Below are 19,555 nucleotides of genomic sequence, written 5' to 3'. Positions count from 1 at the left end.
ACGAAGCGATGTTTCTTTGAGTTCAGGGCGAACGATCTCCCACTCTTACTTCGAGGTTCTTCAAGAAGTAACTAAATCAACATTGTCTTAGCATCATAAATGAGGGAACAATTTCCCCCTTTATGTTTTGCTTCCAATAACGCTCGTTTCGCAAACTCAATCCCCTCTATCATATCTTTCGTCTGCGCAGGAAATAGCGTAATTCCGATACTAACCGTTTTCAAAATAGCATAGGTATTGACACGAATTTTCTTTTTAAATGAAATATGAATTGCCTCAGCTACTTCAGTAACCTTATCACCCTCATAATCGTACAATACAACCGCAAATATATCGCCGCCGTAACGGATAAGAATATCTCCTTGCTGGAGCGTCTCTTGGATATTACGGGCCATTGCTTTGATCACCTCATCACCCACTTGCGCATCATACGAGTGATTGATTCCATCGAAATGGTCCATATCGACCATTAAAATACCATAGGGAATCATCGTACGAATGGACTGAGCGTTAATCAGTTTACTAAGCTCTTCGAGATAGGCACGGTTATAAAGCTGGGTAAGGGGATCAATACGAACCGTATTCTGTAACTTTTTATTGATAATTTGAAGGCGTGAAGCGTTAATATAATTCCCCAATTGTTCAAGCGCCAAGCGAAATTTTGCAATATCGCGAACATCATAACTCACCAATGAAATGACGATATCAAGCTCATCAACAATAGGATAACTTCGACAGATATAATGAGCACTCGGATCGATCATCTTAGGACATGCTACTTCGCATTGGGTTGAATCCACAATATCTGTCGTACGATCGGCACGACATCCGCTAGCAGCGTCACATAGAAGTGTCTTTTCGGAATGGACGACATGCGTCGACTTATCCTGTGGATTGACCTCTAAAATATTAAAATCGCTCAAATTCCAACGGGTACGAAGCAAGGCAATAATCCGTCCGTATACCTCTTCGATATTCTGATCTTTCTCGATCGCTTTTCGGAAACGTTCCACCTCGTAGAGTTGATGAATTCCCATTTGCAGAGTGTAGAGAGGATCGGTATTGGGCTTATCCAACTGGATTAATGATCCCATCTTCTCACTCCCCTCAATGAGAGTGGTTTCCAGCTTTTCCATTAATGAATTGGTCCACATCGCGGCATGGTATCCATCGGCATTCTCTGTCTGTTCAACACGATAGGTATAATTGCCCCCCTCGGCACTCTCCATCGTTACCGCAATATCATCCAGAGTCTCTTTATACGATCCAATGAAACGGCGAACGGTTTTTAGAAGGTATACACTCAAAGCGATTAACACGATAATAGCCATGATGGCCGCGACCAAACCGGTCACTTTCAGGTCATTAATCTCCATCTCAATCGATACGACCCCTAAGACATCCCCTACTTTGGCATCATGGCAACTTAAACAGTCGATTTTACCCTGTTCTGAGGTCGCAATATAAGGGATAGAAAGGCGATACAGAGTATCGGAGAATAAAGTTCCCGAAACATTATTGACCGGTTTCCCCTCTCTTAATACGGCATGATCAATATCATCACGTGCTTCTTGATGATGGATTCCTTGCCCGTATTGACGAGTGAGAGATTCAGAACGTACTACCCATGCACTTTTCATCCCCTCCAAAGCATCGATTTGTGTTAGAAGCTTCTCTTGATAATCGGTACTTCCGCTAATCATATGGGAGGTCAATGACTCGCGAACAATCGCTCCGGCTAACGCTGCTCTGCTCTGGGCCGACTGCAATCCCATATAGCGAAAAGTTGCTACCAAGATCACAATAAATAGAATCATTATGGAGACGATAGAGAGGGAGAGGGTAAAAAATGTACTCTTTTTTTTCATTATTCCTGACTTCGTTGCGTAAATAGATCGATTATACAGAAAAAAAGATTAGAGTTATAAAAAAGAGAAGTTTTCCCCTCATTCAAGAGGGAAATTGAAAGTAGTTAGTGACAGCCGCAACCGGTGCCGCAGCTTCCTGCACTCGCAGGAGCCTCTTGTTTTGGTGCAGCAGTAGAACATGCCGATACACCCGGAGGGGTATTAGGTTGAATTGCTTGATTATCGACACCGCCATCGGCATTGATTTGTTCAATCGTTGCCCAAAGATCTTCGGCCGCCTTCATATAACGTTTTGCCGTTTCCGAAGTCGGTGCATAGTAAGTGACCGGTTTTCCTTCATCTCCGCCCGTTCGGATAGCCGGCTCGATTGGAATTTCGGCAAGGATACAGGTATCAAACTGATCCGCCATCGCTTTGGATGTCCCTTTTCCAAAAATATCGTACTCAACACCCGTATCAGGAGCGATAAATCCGCTCATATTTTCGATAACACCCGCGATCGGGATATGAAGTTTTTTAAACATATCGAGACTTCGGCGTGAATCATCCAAAGAGACCATTTGAGGAGTGGTAACCGTTACACCGACAGTCACCGGAACACTTTGAGCCAACGTGAGTTGTGCGTCCCCTGTACCCGGAGGCATATCGATAACGAGACAATCCAAATCTGACCACATAATATCGCGTAAGAACTGCTCAATCGCTTTCATGATCATTGCTCCGCGCCAAATAAGCGATTGTCCTTCTTCCATGAGTGAGCCCATGGACATCACTTCGACACCGTATGCTTTTAATGGGAGAACTTTATTACCCACTACTTCAGGCTTTTGACCATCAAGTCCCATCATACGCGGGATATTCGGTCCATAGATATCGGCATCCAAAAGACCTACTTTTTTCCCTTGCATCGCGAGAGCTACGGCGAGGTTTACGGATGTAGTCGATTTACCGACTCCCCCTTTACCCGAACTTACCATGATAAAGTTTTTCACTTGAGGGGCAATATTTTTCCCCTTTGATGAACTCTCTCTAGGCATTTTCGGTGCCGTAATGTTCACTACGATCTCTGCTGCACCGACACGTTTAAGCTCATCGGTTGCTTCCACAGTGATCTGATGCGCTACTTCCGGTGCACTTGAAGTGATATCAACGCTAATGCTGACATTTGCACCTTCAATTTTAATCTCTTTAACGAATCCGAAGGTTACGATGTCTTTTGTGAACCCCGGATAGGTAACTTTGGATAACGCTGATTTTACAATTTCTTCTGTCATATTATTTCCTTTTTATTTATTTTTCCGTTCGTGGTGAGCTTGTCGAACCATGAATTTCTCACCCTTCGACAAGCTCAGGGCGAACGGTATTAACTCGCACTCTGTGCTTTTGCTTCTTCAGCAATCCATGCCAACGATTCAGGATTGTCCATAATCTGCTGGGTAATTTTATACGAACAAAATTTCGGTCCGCACATGGAACAAAATTCCGCTTCTTTAAATACATCCTGCGGCAATGTTTCATCGTGATACTCACGCGCCCGTTCAGGGTCGAGTGCCAGTTCAAACTGACGGTTCCAGTCAAACGCATAGCGCGCATCACTCATCGCATCATCGATGTCACGGGCACCTTTGCGTCCACGGGCGATATCGGCCGCGTGTGCCGCGATTTTGTAGGCAATAATCCCTGCGCGGACATCTTCAGCATTCGGAAGACCTAAGTGCTCTTTCGGAGTAACGTAACAGAGCATTGATGCCCCATGCCATCCGCCAACTGCCGCACCGATAGCAGAACTGATATGATCATACCCTGCCGCAATATCGGTAACGAGCGGTCCAAGGATATAGAACGGTGCCTCATGGCAATATTCGCGCTGAATTTTCATGTTACGCTCGATTTGATTAAGAGGGACGTGTCCCGGCCCTTCGATCATAACCTGAACGTTTTTCTCCCACGCACGAAGCGTCAATTCACCGAGCACTTTCAGCTCACCCAGCTGCGCTTCATCGGAGGCATCCGCCAAACATCCCGGACGGAGTGAATCTCCGAGGGAAAGAGAGACATCGTAACGAGCGCAAATATCCAAAATCTCATCATACGCCGTGTAAAACGGATTTTCGCGATGGTAGTGCATCATCCATGCCGCCATCAACGATCCGCCTCGGCTGACGATTCCCATTTTACGTTTCGCCACTTTCGGCATCGTCTCCAACAAAAAGCCCGCATGGATGGTAAAATAACTCACACCTTGCTGTGCTTGACGCTCTAATACCTCGAGCATAACTTCAATACTTAAATCTTCGATTTTATTGTTTACATCATGTAAAATCTGATAAATAGGAACCGTTCCGATCGGGATTTTCGAGTTGGCGATAACGGCTCGGCGAATCTCATCCAAATCTCCTCCCGTAGAAAGGTCCATCGCCGTATCGGCTTTATAGTGCTGAGAAACCTGAATTTTTTCAATCTCCCCTTGAACATCACTCGCAATTGCGGATGAACCGATATTGGCATTAATCTTACAGCGTGCAGCGATCCCAATCGCCATCGGCTCTAAATTTTGATGGTTAACATTCGCAGGGATGATCAGACGTCCCCGCGCTACTTCTGAACGAACCAACTCAGGATCGAGTTCTTCTACTTTGGCGACATACGCCATCTCTTCGGTAATAATGCCTTGCTTGGCATAATACATCTGAGTTCGGACGGTGTCGTTTTCTCTTTTGGCGACCCATGCGGTTCTCATACTTTCTCCTTAGATCTTTATCAAAAGCTTAATTGGACTTATAAATAAGACCCCCTAAAAGGGTCGTATCTCTTTTAATGTAAATTAAAAACTTCAAGAGGATTTAGGAAAAGCCACCCTCTTCTCCCCCTGATATATTCTATAATTTATCGCAAACAAGATAAAAAAAAGCTTTTTAAGTGTATAATTTCGTAACAGTTTTCAAAATAGGATACATTTTGTCTGATTTTACCCTTGTTTTGCTTGCCGCTGGTAACTCAGAGCGTTTTAAAGTACCCGTAAAAAAACAATGGCTCCGTATAGGGCATGATCCGCTATGGCTTTATGTTACTAACCGTATCAAAGAATCTCTCCCCAATGTACCCGTTATTTTATCGGCTCATAGCTCTGAAATCCCGTTTATCTCCCCTTTATGTGACTTTACTGTAGTAGCAGGGGGAAATACCCGTCAGCAATCACTCAAAAACGCCCTTAAAGAAGTGAAAACTACCTATGTCATGGTAAGTGATATTGCCCGTGCATGCATTGATCCCGATCTTATTTCCCGTCTCATTGCAGCCAAAGGCTTAGCCGATACTATTGTACCGGCTCTCGATGTTCATGACACCGTTGTCTACGATAACACGACAATCGAACGAAATCTCGTAAAAAGAATACAAACGCCTCAGCTTTCCCGTACCGAAATACTACGCCGTGCATTTGAAACCGGTATTGAATATACCGATGAGAGCAGTGCCATAGCAGCGATTGGCGGAACACGCCATTTTATCCCCGGGGATGAACGTGCCGCTAAAATCACCCATGCCGGAGATACGTCAGCACTCGAGTGTCTCGCTCCACCTGCCAATTTTGTCTTTACGGGGAACGGATTTGATGTTCACCCTTTTGAAGAGGGAAAACCAATGGTGCTCTGCGGCATAGAGATAGACAGCCCTTTTGGCTTTAAAGCGCATAGCGATGGAGACGTGGCGATCCATGCTCTCATCGATGCACTGCTGGGAGCGGCGTGCTTGGGAGATATCGGGATGCTTTTTCCCGATACGGACACTGCCTACAAAAACATTGATTCCAAACAGCTTTTGATACGATGTGTCGAAAAGCTCCACCATTTCGGCTTTGTTATACTCCATGCCGACATTACCATTATCGCTCAAACACCGAAAATCGGACCCTATAAAGATTTCATGCGCTCTACCTTGGCCCCTTTACTCCAAATTCCCATTGCACGGATCAATGTCAAAGCGACAACGACAGAGCATCTCGGATTTATCGGGCGTAAGGAAGGGGTCGGCGTCATAGCAACCGCATCAGTACATTATTTTGATTGGAAAAACGGATGAATATACTCATTATCGAAAATGAAATTTACTTAGCGCAAAGTATTGCTTCAAAACTCAGCGACCTAAGTCACAACTGCGACATCTCCAGTTCTACCAAAGAGGGGCTGAGAGGAATCCCTTACGATGTCGTTCTCCTCTCCACCAATATCAGCGGACAAGACATCTATCCCGTCATCGAAGCGTATAAAAATGCCGTCGTCATTTTAATGGTAAGCTATGTGAGCAATGATACCGTCTCAAAACCTCTGGCAGCCGGTGCGAAAGATTACATCCTAAAACCGTTTATGATCGAAGAACTCATCCGTAAAATCCAACACTTCCAGAATCATGAACGTCTTCGCCGTCAGAACCAAACCTATGAGCGCTATCTCTCTCATACCTTTAATTCAATCAATGTCGATGAAGATTTGGATAAAACCGAGCTTCCCCTCTTCATTTGCAGCGGGTATCAAAAATATGCCGATGCCTTTGCTTTTCGCTATGCGGCACATCATGATAAAACACTCCAGTTTATCTCTCTCTCTTCGGCCAAAGCATTTAGTGATATTGCTACATTGAATGATGATTCGATCCTTTTTATCACTGATTTTCAGAATCTCAAAAAAAGTGAACATAAAGCATTTTACGAATTGATCACCGGAAAAAAATGTATTGTCGCCAGTACCGATCCCATCGATAATCCCCCGTTCAAACTGATCGAAATCGAAAGTGAAAGCCACCTTTTCGATCAAGGAGAAATTCTACCGATCGAAGAGTATGTCAAATATATCATGGTCCATTTCCAAAACCGGTTCCCGGATACGGAACTCTCTAAAAAACTTGGTATTTCACGTAAAAGCTTATGGGAAAAGAGAAAGAAATATGGCATCGTCAAGAAAAAATAGAGCCCTCTATATCGATCAAGAAGCGGTTTCTGCTCTCACATTACTCAAAGCAGGAATGCTCAGTCCGGTAACGGCTCTGATGAATGAAGCTCAAAGTAAAGAGGTCCTCAGCAGTGGAATGTTTTTGGGGAAAACCTTCCCCTTTCCGCTTATCCTTTCACCTAGCGGTAAGGTCAACGAAACGATTCTCACTACGGCCTATACGGGGGAGGTACTTGACCTTATTTGCGATAATGCAATCGTTGGAGAGCTTTGTGTCGATGAAGTCTACCCCATCGATCCGCGTGAACGGCTCCGTCAAATTTACGGCACCGAAGATCTCTCTCATCCGGGTGTCAACGCAACCCATAAACGATTGGGAAAATACGCTATTTGCGGTGACTACTCTATCGATCTAAGCAGTGTCCAAGCAATTCAGAACATGATTCAAGAGGCCAAAGAGCAAATCGGTGCGCAGCACGCAACGGCTCTTTTTATGGCGGCAAACCCTCTACATCGAGCGCATGAACGTCTGATTCGCCAAAGTTTAGAGCGTACCGATCTGATTGTCATTTTCTTACTTAAGCCTTACAATAATGCTAATTTAAAATATGATCTCCGATACCAAACATTAGAATTTTTTGTGGAGAACTACCTTCCCCGCAACCGAGTTGTCATCGTTCCCTTAGAGAGCAGCTATATTTTCGCCGGAAGCAATGAAGTGATTTTAGATGCGATCGTTGCCAAAAATTATGGGTGTGATCGTTTGATGATCGGACAAAACCATGCCGGTATCGGAATGTATTACGATCATAATGCCAATAAATCGATTATTGACCGCCTCATCGGTATTGATATCGAAGTGGGTATTGCAAGCGAATACGTCTACTGTAATCAGTGTAAAACACTTGTAAGTGTCCAAACCTGTCCGCATGGACACCATCACCACATCTCGTATCATGCTGAGTCGATCTTAGAACTAATGCAGCAGGGACTTCTCCCGCCGGCAGTATTGGTGCGTAAAGAGATATCATCGATGATTGTTGCGTCGCTTTATCCGAACCGTTTTAAAAATCTGGCTAAACTCTATTATGACATTATGCCTGTCAACGGTTTGCTTGAAGAACACAGTGAAAAAGATTTCTATGTTGCACTTATGCGTCTTTATCAGACGACTTCTTTAACTTAACGGCATACCGGCAAAGCCGGTATTTGCCTGCGCTAACGCTGAGTTTTCCTCAGCGGAATGCTCACGTGCAGATAAACCGCACTTGAAAACTATTCTAAAAGGAAAAAAATGAATTGGTTTTTTCTGACCGTCGGTTACAGCGGCCTCTCTCCAAAAGCACCGGGAACAATGGGGACGCTTGCATCATTGCCATTAGGAGTGGCTATCCTTTTGTATTTAGGGCCGCAAACCCTATTTTTAGCCGCATTACTCATCACACTTATAGCCATTAAGAGTATCAATACGTACGAAGCTCAATCAGGAAATCATGATGATCAAAGAATCGTTATTGATGAACTCGTCGGATTATGGTTTGCCCTCTCCATCGCACCGGGGATTGGATTTGATATCGCGACACTCATGCAATGGAATAACGGCATTGCCCTTCAAATAATCATGAGTTTTATCTTTTTTCGACTTTATGATATTAAAAAGCCCTCGATCATCGGTCGAATTGACCGTGAAGCAAAAGGTGGGTTAGGGGTTATGGGAGATGATATTGTCGCAGGATTTGCCGCAGGGATCACTTCGGCGATTATTTGGCAAGTTATTGTAAAAAGTACTCTTATCAGCTAAACCACTCGCCCTCTTCCCTTTGGGGCGATCTTCTTTATACTTTCTTTATACCAAATGACCCTATCCTGAGACCTCACTGACATTATAACCCTTATAATATACCTCTAAATCCTATTCTAAAGAGACGTTATGACGTTACAAGAACGAATTAAAAGTGAGATGATGGTTATCAAATCACTGGGTGTGGTGTATGGGGATATCGGAACCAGTCCGATCTATACTTTTGCCGTTATATTATTGTTGGTTCAGCCGACAACCGAGACAATCTTTCAAATCTTATCGATGGTATTTTGGACGATGTTGATGCTGGTCACTGTCCAATACGCATGGTTGGCGACAAGCCTTTCCAAACGGGGTGAAGGGGGAACGGTAGTGCTGGTTCAGCTGTTATTACCGTATCTCAAAGGGGCTAAAATAACCGCATTAGTAGGGGCATTAGGCTTTATCGGCATATCTTTGATGATCGGGGATGGGGTTATCACTCCCGCCATCAGTATCCTCAGTTCTGTTGAGGGGATTGCATTAATCCCCGGGTATGAAGATACCCCAAAACTGACCTTGCTTATTATCGCATCGGGAATCGCATTTGCCCTCTTTGCCGTTCAAAAAAAAGGGATCGAAAAGGTCGCCAGTGCATTTGGTCCTATCATGGTGATTTGGTTTTTTGCCCTTGCATTGGGGGGCGGGTATTATCTCCTCCAATCGCCGGACGTCCTATATGCTATCTCACCACTCTACGCGATTGAGTTTATCTATCAACACCCTTATATCGCTTTTGTCGTTTTAGCCGATGTATTGCTTTGTGCGACAGGTGGTGAAGCGTTATACGCTGATATGGGGCATCTTGGACGTCTTCCGATTCTCAAAGGGTGGCTGTTTGCTTCAGTAGCATTGCTCATCTCGTATTACGGGCAAGGGGCATTTTTGCTCTCCCATCCCGAAGCGGCAAAAAGTCCATTTTTTGAGCTTTATCACACCCTCGTCCCTGATTTATATGTTCCGATGTTGCTATTGACCGTCGTTGCTACTATTATCGCTTCTCAGGCGATGATCAGCGGGATTTTCTCCGTCCTTTATCAGGCAATGACGACCCGTATTTTTCCCCATTTCAATGTCAACTACACCTCCAACGAACTGCGCAGTCAAATTTATGTCGGATCGATCAACTGGTTTTTGTTTATCTGTGTCGTTGCGATGCTCTTTATCTTCACAGAATCGGGGAAACTGGCGGCGGCGTACGGTCTCTCGGTTGCGGGGGCGATGAGTATCACGGGTGTACTGATGAGTATGATTTTCATGTATAAACGCCAATACCTTAAAATGAGCGTTTCCATTATTGCAGGGCTGACGAGTTTAGTCTTCTTCGTCTCCTGCTGGCTCAAAATTCCGCACGGCGGGTATTGGTCTCTCATCATCGCCTCCGTTCCGCTCTTTATTGTAATCCTCTATACCCAAGGGCAAAAACGGCTCTATGCGTCGTTCGTACCGATTGATAAAGATCTCTTTTTGAGTGAATATCTCAAACGCTATGCTCAAGGATTCCACGTCGAGGGGACGGCTCTTTTCTTTGCCCGTAATGCCGATGCAATCCCTGCTTATATCTCCAAAACCATGTTCCAAAACGGGATCATCTATGAGCGCAATATCATCGTGACCGTCCACCCCTCGTATGAACCGCATGGAGTTACGAGTGAACTCTCACCCGTTGGTGAGGGGCTTGATCTCCTCAGTATCCGACCGGGATATATGGAGACACTCAACGTTGAAACGATTTTACGTGAACGAAACATCGATGAGCGTACGATCTTTTACGGGGATGAGGAGATTGTATCCGATAGCTTACTATGGAAAATTTTTGCTTTGATCAAAGATATCTCCCCAAATTTTGTCAGCTTTTACCATTTCCCTCACGAGAAACTGATTGGGGTTGCCCGTCGGGCGAAGATTTAGTGATGAATGGTATAATTTAGCCATGTACCCAATTATCCCCCCATTTTTGCTCTTGATCGCTCTTGCACTGATCTCTAAACTCTTTAGCGAGGAGCTTCAGCTGGTTAATATCGGGATGATCCATCTTCTTCCGATACTTTATGCCGCGATGCGCTTAGGACGTAGAGATACGTTGATTGTCTCGGTTGCTTCCGTGCTCACATTCAATTTCTTTTTTATCCCGCCAACCTTTACATTCACCGTACATGACCTCCGATATATATTTAGTTTTGTAATTATGATTGTGGTGGGACAGATTGTTTCATGGTTAAGTGCACAGGCCGCTATTGCCAAAGAGTTGGAGACGTCAGAACGACTCCAAGAAACTCTCTTAGGCTCTTTGTCACATGAACTACGTACCCCTCTTGCGGCAATTATGGGTGCATCCTCAGGCTTACTCACCGAAGAACTCGATTTAAACTCTGAAGACAAAAAAGAGCTTTATTACACGATTGATCAGGGTGCCCATCGGATGCGGCGACTGATCGATAATCTCCTTGATACCGCTCGCCTTCAAAGCGGTATGTTCAAACTCAAAATCCAAGAGTGCGACATTCGTGAACTTTTAGGAAGTGCATTATCGAAAACAGAACACACTTTCCCTGCAAAATTAACGATAAATGAGGAGATTACATCTATCCAAGGGGACGCTGTTTTGATCGAGCAGGCACTCTTTAACCTGCTAGAAAATGCTTTTAAGTACGGTGATACGGTCAATGTATCGGCAGAGCAAAATCCTGTTGGGATATTGATCCGTATTTGTAATACAGGGTCCATCCCCCCTAAGAATGAAGCCTCGATGGCATGGAAGCCGTTTTCGAGGTTGAGCAATGTTCGAGGCGAAGAGGGAATCGGATTAGGGCTGTATGTGGCATATCGAATTGCTAAAATGCACGCTGGGAGTGTGGAGACGATGAGCGATGGCGTACAATTTTGCGCGACACTGCAACTTCCGTATAGAGGTGAGGGATGAAAGAGGCGATTTTAATTATCGATGATGACAGTGCTATTCGCAAACTGCTCGAAGTAGCACTGAGTGCGGCTGGGTATCATCCAATAGCGATTGCGTCGGGGAAAGAGGGGTTGAACCGTGCCGCGATCGAAGCCCCAGCACTGGTATTGCTCGATTTAGGATTGCCCGATATGGACGGTAAAGAGTTCCTGATACGCTTTCGCGAATGGAGTCAATCCCCCGTCATCGTCCTCTCTGCCCGCTCCGGTGAGGCTGAAAAAATAGCGGCATTGGAGGGTGGATGTGATGACTATCTCACCAAACCCTTTGGCACGGGAGAGCTTCTCGCACGTATCAAAGCGGCACTTCGTCGTAGTGGCAGTAATAGTGGAGATTCTTATTCCAGTTTGATAAGCGGCAATCTCTCGCTGGACATCGCTTCTCATACGGTGATGTTGGAGAATGAAGAGTTAAAACTCACCCCAAAAGAGTTTGATCTCCTCAAAATCCTGATGCAAAACAGTGGAAAAGTCCTCACTCATGCATGGCTTCTCAAAGAGATATGGGGAATCGGGTATCAAAATGAAACCCACTATCTGCGAGTTTTTATCAATCAACTCCGACAAAAGATCGAAACCGATTCCAGCCGTCCAAAACGGATTGTTACCGAAACAGGAATTGGGTATCGGTTTGTTGGGTAAGTATTCTTGATACTTTCCTGAGACGATCTACGCTACACTTTCCGGATGAAAAAGACACTTTTAATCTATGTGGCATTGATCCTTTTCTTCGGGATCGCCATTGCGGGAATCCTCCATTACGGAACGCTTTTAGAGAGCCATCTATTCTCTGGAATTATAGCCCCTGCGGCATCGATACCCTCCACGATCAGCGATACATTTCTAAAACAGCTCCACCATCCCCTCCCACTGTTACTGATCCAGTTTATCGTTATTATGATTGTTACACGGCTCTTTGGCTATTTGGTCTCCTTTGTCGCTCAACCTACCGTCGTGGGTGAGATTGTTGCGGGAATTATCCTTGGCCCCTCACTCATGGGCGCACTGTTTCCGGATATGTTTATCGCTTTGTTTCCAAAAGAATCACTCGGCAATCTCCATCTCATCAGTCAGCTCGGGTTGATCTTTTTTATGTTTGTCGTGGGAATGGAACTCGATTTTGATAAAATCAAAAAACAATCGAGTGCTTCGGTATTTATCAGTCATGTGAGCATCATTTTCCCTTTTTTCTTGGGGGTGGCATTAGCCTATTGGCTCTATCCGATCTTCGCTCCCAAAAATATCTCCTTTATCCCTTTTGCCCTTTTTATCGGTATCGCGATGAGTATCACCGCATTTCCCGTACTGGCTCGGATTATCAAAGAGAAAAATATCGGTGACACCCGCTATGGCTCCATGGCAATCACCTGCGCCGCCGCCGATGACATTACGGCGTGGTATATTTTAGCCCTCATCATTGCCATTTCTGTTTCAGGATCACTCAGTTCCTCTTTCGTGTTATTGTTCCTTATCGCCTTGTATGTCGTTATCATGTTTTACGTCATACGCCCCCTTTTCGCTAAAATTGGGCACTCTCAGAGTGAACGGCTCAGTATGAACGGGATGTCGTTTATCATCGTCTTACTCCTCCTCTCTTCTCTTGCGACCGAAGCGATCGGGGTACATGCTCTGTTCGGTGCATTTATGGCAGGGGCGATGATGCCCTCATCGGCACTATCGAGACTCAAAGAGCTTATCGCTCCCCGATTGGAATACGTCAGTCTTTTGGTATTATTACCCCTCTTTTTCGCCCTAACGGGATTACGCAGTGAAATCGGTTTGCTCAACAGTGTAGACGCATGGCTGATCTGCGGCGGAATCATCGTCCTTGCAGTATTCGGTAAACTCTTCGGTAGCGCCCTTGCCTCCAAATACATGGGATTCAGCTGGCGAGACTCGTTTGCTCTGGGAATACTTATGAACACCCGTGGACTCATGGAATTGGTCGTTCTTAATATCGGGTATGAAATGGGGATACTCTCCACAGAATTGTTCACGATGTTTGTCGTCATGGCACTGGTAACAACCATTATGACCGGACCGTTTCTGAATCTCATTACCCGTGGATTCAAAGAGAATAAAGTCGTTGAAACGATGCAAAAGAGTTTGATCGATCTCCTCTCTCACGAACTGCGAACCCCGCTCACCCTGATACGGGGAGCTGCCAGCAATCTCTCCAATCCACAATTCACCCTAGCCGACAAGGATAAAGAGGAGATGGTACAAACCATCGTCGAGGGGTCACGACGCATGGAAAAAGTGATCGATAACCTACTGGTGAACGCGCGGTTTCGAGAGGGAAAAACACCGTTGAATAAAACGATGCTTCGGATAGATGATGTGGTCTCTTCTGCACTAGCCATAGCTGAAAATGACTGGGGCCGACAGGCAAAACTCTCATTTTCACCCGATATTCCACCCCTTAATGCTGATATTGCCTTACTCCAGCTCGCCATAGGGAATCTGCTCGATAATGCGTTTAAATACGGGGATGACGTCAGTATTGAGATCACCTCAGCATTTAATGAGACCACTTTACTTATCTCTAACAACGGCGATCTCCCCTCAGCCGAGACGATAGCGTCCCTTGCTGCTTCCCCTATTCGGCTCGATAATGCGATAGGAAAACCGGGTTCAGGGATCGGATTGCGGATTTCGCAAACGATCATAGAAGCGCACGGCGGAATCTTATCGATTTATTTAGAAAACGACCGATTTTGCGTTCATGTAACGCTTCGGAGTGAGGGATGACACCGCGCATTTTGATCGTGGATGATGATGCCTCTATCCGTCGGCTCTTGGCAATGACCCTAGCGTTTGCAGGCTTTATGACGGAGGGTGCTTCTACGGCAAAAGAAGGGCTGAAAAAAGGGGCAGATGAACATTTCCATTTGATTTTGCTCGATTTGGGGTTGCCGGACATGAGCGGAGTGAAATTTTTGGAGCGTTATAGAGAAGATGAACAAACCCCCGTTATCGTCGTCTCGGCGATCCATGATGAAGCGGATAAAATAGCCGCTCTCAATGCCGGAGCGGATGATTATGTCACCAAACCGTTTAACACCGATGAGCTGATTGCCCGCATCAATGCCAACCTGCGCCGCGTCCCTCCCGCACCAGAAACTTCACCGATTTTAATCGTGAAAGAGATGCGTATGGATATTAGCAATCGGATTGTGAGTATAGAGGATGAATTGATTAAATTGACACCCAAAGAGTTTAAACTACTTCGTGTGTTTATGGAAAATCAGGGGAAAGCCCTCACGCATGCATGGCTCCTTAAAGCGATCTGGGGAGTTGGCTATCAGCATGAGACCCACTATCTGCGGGTTTTTATCAACCAACTGCGTCAAAAGATCGAAACCGATCCTGCACGCCCAAAATGGATCATGACCGAAACGGGGATCGGATATCGGTTTATCGGCTAATAAATTTTAACTAATAATCTTATTCCGTCCAGTCTCTTTTGCGTAATAAAGTTTTTCATCAACACGCTTTAAAAGCTGATCCGGATTTTCCCCCTCATTCCATCGTACAATTCCGATTGAACAGGTAATTTTTTTAACCAACTTAAAATCGTATTCAGCAATCCTTAAACGGAGTATTTCAGCCAGTTTTGTTGCCGATGAGAGTTCACTGTCCGGAAGCAAAATGACAAATTCTTCACCTCCCCACCGTGCAATCACATCACTTTTACGAACTCCGTCTCTCAAAATTTGTGCTAATATTTTTAGGACTTCATCTCCCACCAAATGGCCATAGTTATCATTTATCTCTTTAAAATGATCAATATCAATCAACATCATGGACAAAGCACGACCGTAACGTTGCGATAATGTAATCGAATGTTCTAAGACTTTATCAAACTGAAACCGATTAGCAACCTTAGTTAAAACATCTAGCGTTGCCAATTCATTCAATTTTGTAATATCGGTAAAAACGACTACATAACGTATCTGATTCTCATATTCCATCTTCTGCAAGTGAACGGTGAAAATTGAAACCTTCTCACCCACCCTCATTTTTACTTTGTGTTCTTTAGTATTGTATTGAATCAAATAGTCGGTCCAAAGTATCCCATCCATTTGCGGTTGTAAATATTCATTGGATTCACCTGCTTCAAAAAAATCACAAATGCACGCGTGTTCAAGACGAAATTTTTCGATGGATAGATACCCAAAATAATCAGAAAATGCCTGATTAGCATAAATAATCTGTTCACCGTCTGTTACAAGAACAATATTTTTTTGCGAATCCAAAATGGTTTTGATGTACCGTTCTTGAAGATTTAATTTCCCTATGAGCGCACCAAATGTATATTCAATTAATCCCCAAAACAATGCCATTAAAAGCACCGTCAGGATAATACTTCCTAAAATTGTCTCCAAAAGGTTTTGGTAACTGCCCGTCACATCATTAATGGAGAGGATGACACCAACTTTTCGCCCTTCTGAATTGTGTAAATAGAGAGGATTGATCTCATAATCTTTCTCATCAATACGAATATTTTTAGGGTTCATCAATGGATTTTTATCCATAAAGGCACTCAGATATGGCTTCTGTTCTTCAGAGATACTAATGTAACGATACTCTCCGATCCCCTTTTGATATAGAGATCCATCAGCAGCACCCAATACATCCTTATGGATCATCAAAATATTTTCAGATCCTGTCATTTGTTTGATTTTATCGATAAAATAAGAGGTGTCGATTCCAAATTCCAAAGCGCCGACGTAGATATCGTTATCAAATACCGGCATCACCACACGAAATGCCATTCCGGCAATTCCCCCTTCAAATCCGGTGAGCATTTTATGATTTTTATGAACACTGCGAATCATCGGCCTGCGTGCGGCGATATTGTCTCCAAAGTGTTCTTTGAGGTGCATCCGTAGAATAGAGGTTCCATCAGCAGCATGAAATTGCATGATGGAGAGAGAGGGGTTTTCTTCACAGAGCGTTTTATACCTTGGGAGAGTTAAACGATAGAGTGTCTCGGTATCGTGTTTTTTGATTGCTTCGAGTACCCCTTCGGAGCGTATATTGGCATAAGCTCGAAAAATGTAAAAATGTTCTGTATCACGTACCATCGAGTCAAACGCCATTCTGACATTTCCTGAAGAGCGTTGTGCCCGCTCTTGTGCGTAACGGCTCTCATTAGAGATATGAAAAAAAGTAAATACAGAAGAGACCGCAAGAACAATCAAGGCTATAATGATTTGTGCACGGAGCTTAAAATTCATCCCAATCCTTCGTCTTCAGATACACCTAAATCATCATCGGCTCATCCGTCGGTTCAATCTCTTCAAAATCTTCTGTAATCTGATCAAGCATCTTTTGTGTCTTTTTGATTTTAGCAATATTCTCATCAAAGAGTACTTTAGATGCCGGAAATGCGGTTGAAAGCTCTTGATAAATCAAAATACGTCCCCCAAAATGACGGTTGAATTCATCGAATGCTGAACGCAAATACTCTTTTGAGGTCGTATGACGAAAGAGCGCTTTAATCATTTTTTTACGCTCTTTAATCGGAATCGATTCATCGATTGCTTCGGCTACCCGTTTGATGTCCAGACGCGAGAAATAAACCCCGCTGTGATAAGGGGCTAAAAGTTTATCGGAAAGCTCATCGACAAAACTCGGAACCGGTTCATTATCGGGATCATTCTCCTCGGTACCGCTCTCGCAGCTTCCAGTGTCACATTTTCCCCGCACAAATTCATCAAATTCAGCCTTTAAATCGCTAAAATCGTTTGCTTTCATTTTATTCTCCTGTAGTTAAATCGTAAAAATAGTGACACTGTGAGCGCATTGCAATCTCATCAGGAAAATCGTCCCGATCGGCATAGCGTTCCAATGCACGCGTCATAATCAAATCGCCGATCAATCTTCCCTCACGTATCATGATGCAATCGCAATAGCCATTTTCTTGTGCCGTAGCGGATGCTTCATCAACCAAACCAAGTGCCTCTTCTTGATATTCACTGGCGATGACTGCCCCGTTAAGCTTTGAGCTTCGCATTTGCGAAATCGTAAAGGCGACATCATCGGGGCGTATATTCATCGGAATCATCATCGCATCACACCCACTCTCTTTATAGAGTTTATTGAGGGTGACCGAAAAACGGCTACTATGCGCATTTTCGGCAATATATCCGTAAAGCTTCGTAGCCACAGTAATAGTATTATCATTATTCATCATGTATTCAATCCCCACAATTCAAGAGCTTCCTCTTCTTCGAGCTGACAGCGGCGGCAGATTTTTTCCCCCCCGACGGAGCTGAAAAGAGCGTCACATTCATCACAGCGGCGTACCAAATAGGTGATAAGATTTTGCACCTTTGGCTCAAACCACTCTTTGAGGTTATACGATGTCGATACACTGATCGCATCACTTTCACACACATCATGGCATAGATGGCATTTGACGCACAAAAACGGATCAAAATCGATCTTAGAATTACGCATATCCGAAGTGAGTGCCGCAGTAGGGCAAACACGATAGCACATCTGACAGGCAGTGCATTTGGTCTCATCCATCATTTTTTGAGAGGTAAAAGAGATCATTTGGGCATCCACAACATGAAACTGTGATGACTTTTCGACCCGCTTCAGTGCCGTAAAAAAGAGTTTTCGCCGATCGGTAATTTTTTTGGCACGCAGCTCTTGCGTATGAGAGCTGTCAATCACCGATTCGATAAATTCATCGGTTGTACTTTGAACCTCTTTTTCAAAATCATGTTTGACTTTTGCAATCCCCCTCAAATGAAAGGTTTTAAAAAAATCTCTCCGATCCTTAGGTTCCTCACCCTCACCATTGCTGTAACCGATCTCTTCGAAAATAATATTTCCCTCTGACTCAATGGCCTCTAAGAGATAATTTGCACTCTCTACCCTCTCGCCCATCACTTGCAGTACTTTGGCTCCAATGTCACAGCTGTTACAATGCCCAGTATCCAGCACCAGACCTTTTTTCAAGCTGCACAATGAGATCAAATGCTCCGAGGAGAGAGCCGCAATACAAGGAATGTTTTTTTGGCATGAAAGGAGATTCTCTTCATCGGCAGTAAAACTAAAGAACAATTCTGTCGGATTGAAATCATCCAATTTTAATGCTTCACTCGGACATACCGCCACACACCCCGCACAACCGACGCAAAGCGATTGGTTGATAGAGGGGAGCCGTCCTGAGAGGTCAATAGCACTCGTAGGACAAACATCAGCGCAATGAGAGCAGAGTGAATTAACACTGAGCGCTCTAACGCATTGTGCAGGAGAAAGCTCTAAAAGACTCACGCGCTTACCAAAGCACTCAATGTTTCGTTATCAGAGAGGATAAATTCTAACGTCATCTCCGCCGTGTCGTAATAAAGCGGAGTACGAGACTCGTATTTCATATTGATCAAATACATCGGTGCCCATTTGAGCAAATGGGAATTTAAAAAGTTGTGTTGAACATTAATCAACTCTTGTACCGCTTCATGATCGCCCTCTTCGAGTGCTTTAAGCTGTGCTTCGCACAAATGATGCATAAATTCCATCTCAATACCGATATGATCGGACGATACGACACGAGCTACTTCATAATCAACGAGAAAGTCGTAAGAACTGTAAATATCGGTCACTGGATTGGCACCCCCGGTCTCGATCATCTGGTCAGGTCGTGTGTAAAATGTCTCATACGGCACCAAATGAAGGAGTGATAGGTTGGTAAAATCAGGATTCAAATACTCTTCCAAAAGCTTTTGCGATTCGATCTCTTTGCGCGGCTCCCAATCTCGCCAGTGGGGCATAAATTCTAAAACCGTTTCATCGTTTCGCAGAATCTCCAAACGTTCCACATCTAACTCTTGAAGCAATATTCGTGATAACAACGCATATAAATTACTGCGTGCGATAATTTCATCCATAAAAATGACCTTTAATAAAGTAACGTGATT

17 protein-coding genes are annotated in these 19,555 nt (G+C 44.3%); 9 read left to right on the top strand and 8 right to left on the bottom strand.

The genetic code is table 11. The features are described 5' to 3' along the window. Nucleotides 1-71: 71 nt before the first annotated feature. From B649_RS03320 to thiC, 3 genes are all read right to left on the bottom strand, one after another. Entirely contained in the window at nt 72-1,868 is a 1,797-nt protein-coding gene (locus B649_RS03320; protein ID WP_015653091.1) for a GGDEF domain-containing protein, read from the bottom strand. Between the two features lie 104 nt (nt 1,869-1,972). Beyond that, nucleotides 1,973-3,142: an Mrp/NBP35 family ATP-binding protein gene (locus B649_RS03315; RefSeq protein ID WP_015653090.1), complete on the bottom strand. Its 1,170-nt coding sequence runs from the start codon at nt 3,140-3,142 to the stop codon at nt 1,973-1,975. A gap of 89 nt (nt 3,143-3,231) precedes the next feature. Continuing rightward, on the bottom strand, nt 3,232-4,608 hold the full coding sequence (gene thiC / locus B649_RS03310) for a phosphomethylpyrimidine synthase ThiC (RefSeq protein WP_015653089.1): 1,377 nt from the start codon (nt 4,606-4,608) through the stop codon (nt 3,232-3,234). Nucleotides 4,609-4,826: 218 nt separating this feature from the next. Here thiC and B649_RS03305 point away from each other — a divergent pair, with 218 nt between their 5' ends. The 9 genes from B649_RS03305 (at nt 4,827) to B649_RS03265 (ending at nt 15,043) form a co-directional block, all read left to right on the top strand. After that, complete coding sequence (locus B649_RS03305; protein WP_015653088.1) at nt 4,827-5,948, top strand: bifunctional 2-C-methyl-D-erythritol 4-phosphate cytidylyltransferase/2-C-methyl-D-erythritol 2,4-cyclodiphosphate synthase; 1,122 nt, start codon at nt 4,827-4,829, stop codon at nt 5,946-5,948. Continuing rightward, nucleotides 5,945-6,832, top strand: coding sequence for a response regulator (locus B649_RS03300; protein ID WP_015653087.1), 888 nt, complete (start codon nt 5,945-5,947; stop codon nt 6,830-6,832). Before B649_RS03305 ends, B649_RS03300 begins: the two co-directional genes overlap by 4 nt. Further along, nucleotides 6,810-8,000: a hypothetical protein gene (locus B649_RS03295; protein ID WP_015653086.1), complete on the top strand. Its 1,191-nt coding sequence runs from the start codon at nt 6,810-6,812 to the stop codon at nt 7,998-8,000. The genes B649_RS03300 and B649_RS03295 overlap by 23 nt, the downstream gene beginning before the upstream one ends. Before the next feature lie 108 nt (nt 8,001-8,108). Beyond that, on the top strand, nt 8,109-8,615 hold the full coding sequence (locus B649_RS03290) for a phosphatidylglycerophosphatase A (protein ID WP_015653085.1): 507 nt from the start codon (nt 8,109-8,111) through the stop codon (nt 8,613-8,615). A 129-nt stretch (nt 8,616-8,744) separates the two neighbouring features. Beyond that, nucleotides 8,745-10,565 carry a KUP/HAK/KT family potassium transporter gene (locus B649_RS03285; protein ID WP_015653084.1) on the top strand — a complete coding sequence of 607 codons (1,821 nt, stop codon included), beginning with the start codon at nt 8,745-8,747 and terminating at the stop codon, nt 10,563-10,565. Nucleotides 10,566-10,587: 22 nt separating this feature from the next. Beyond that, on the top strand, nt 10,588-11,577 hold the full coding sequence (locus tag B649_RS03280) for a DUF4118 domain-containing protein (RefSeq protein WP_015653083.1): 990 nt from the start codon (nt 10,588-10,590) through the stop codon (nt 11,575-11,577). Continuing rightward, nucleotides 11,574-12,257 carry a response regulator transcription factor gene (locus B649_RS03275; protein ID WP_015653082.1) on the top strand — a complete coding sequence of 228 codons (684 nt, stop codon included), beginning with the start codon at nt 11,574-11,576 and terminating at the stop codon, nt 12,255-12,257. Before B649_RS03280 ends, B649_RS03275 begins: the two co-directional genes overlap by 4 nt. A 45-nt stretch (nt 12,258-12,302) precedes the next feature. Next, nucleotides 12,303-14,366: a cation:proton antiporter gene (locus tag B649_RS03270; RefSeq protein WP_015653081.1), complete on the top strand. Its 2,064-nt coding sequence runs from the start codon at nt 12,303-12,305 to the stop codon at nt 14,364-14,366. Next, nucleotides 14,363-15,043 carry a response regulator transcription factor gene (locus B649_RS03265; protein ID WP_015653080.1) on the top strand — a complete coding sequence of 227 codons (681 nt, stop codon included), beginning with the start codon at nt 14,363-14,365 and terminating at the stop codon, nt 15,041-15,043. Before B649_RS03270 ends, B649_RS03265 begins: the two co-directional genes overlap by 4 nt. A gap of 6 nt (nt 15,044-15,049) precedes the next feature. Here the strand turns inward: B649_RS03265 and B649_RS03260 are convergent, their stop codons facing one another. Genes B649_RS03260 through B649_RS03240 form a run of 5 tightly spaced genes read right to left on the bottom strand, consistent with a single transcriptional unit; the run spans nt 15,050 to nt 19,525 of the window. Further along, nucleotides 15,050-16,858: a diguanylate cyclase gene (locus B649_RS03260; protein WP_015653079.1), complete on the bottom strand. Its 1,809-nt coding sequence runs from the start codon at nt 16,856-16,858 to the stop codon at nt 15,050-15,052. Nucleotides 16,859-16,883: 25 nt separating this feature from the next. Beyond that, a complete protein-coding gene (locus B649_RS03255; protein WP_015653078.1) occupies nt 16,884-17,378 on the bottom strand; it encodes a hypothetical protein in 495 nt (164 codons plus the stop codon). 1 nt (nt 17,379) lies between these two features. Beyond that, entirely contained in the window at nt 17,380-17,817 is a 438-nt protein-coding gene (locus tag B649_RS03250) for a hypothetical protein (protein ID WP_015653077.1), read from the bottom strand. Further along, complete coding sequence (locus B649_RS03245) at nt 17,814-18,911, bottom strand: 4Fe-4S binding protein (RefSeq protein ID WP_291750928.1); 1,098 nt, start codon at nt 18,909-18,911, stop codon at nt 17,814-17,816. Before B649_RS03245 ends, B649_RS03250 begins: the two co-directional genes overlap by 4 nt. Beyond that, a complete protein-coding gene (locus B649_RS03240) occupies nt 18,908-19,525 on the bottom strand; it encodes a molecular chaperone TorD family protein (RefSeq protein ID WP_015653075.1) in 618 nt (205 codons plus the stop codon). The genes B649_RS03245 and B649_RS03240 overlap by 4 nt, the downstream gene beginning before the upstream one ends. Nucleotides 19,526-19,555: the final 30 nt, after the last annotated feature.

It is taken from the genome of Candidatus Sulfuricurvum sp. RIFRC-1, assembly GCF_000310245.1.
Classification (GTDB): domain Bacteria; phylum Campylobacterota; class Campylobacteria; order Campylobacterales; family Sulfurimonadaceae; genus Sulfuricurvum.
This window is presented reverse-complemented; position numbering and strand designations above follow the sequence as displayed.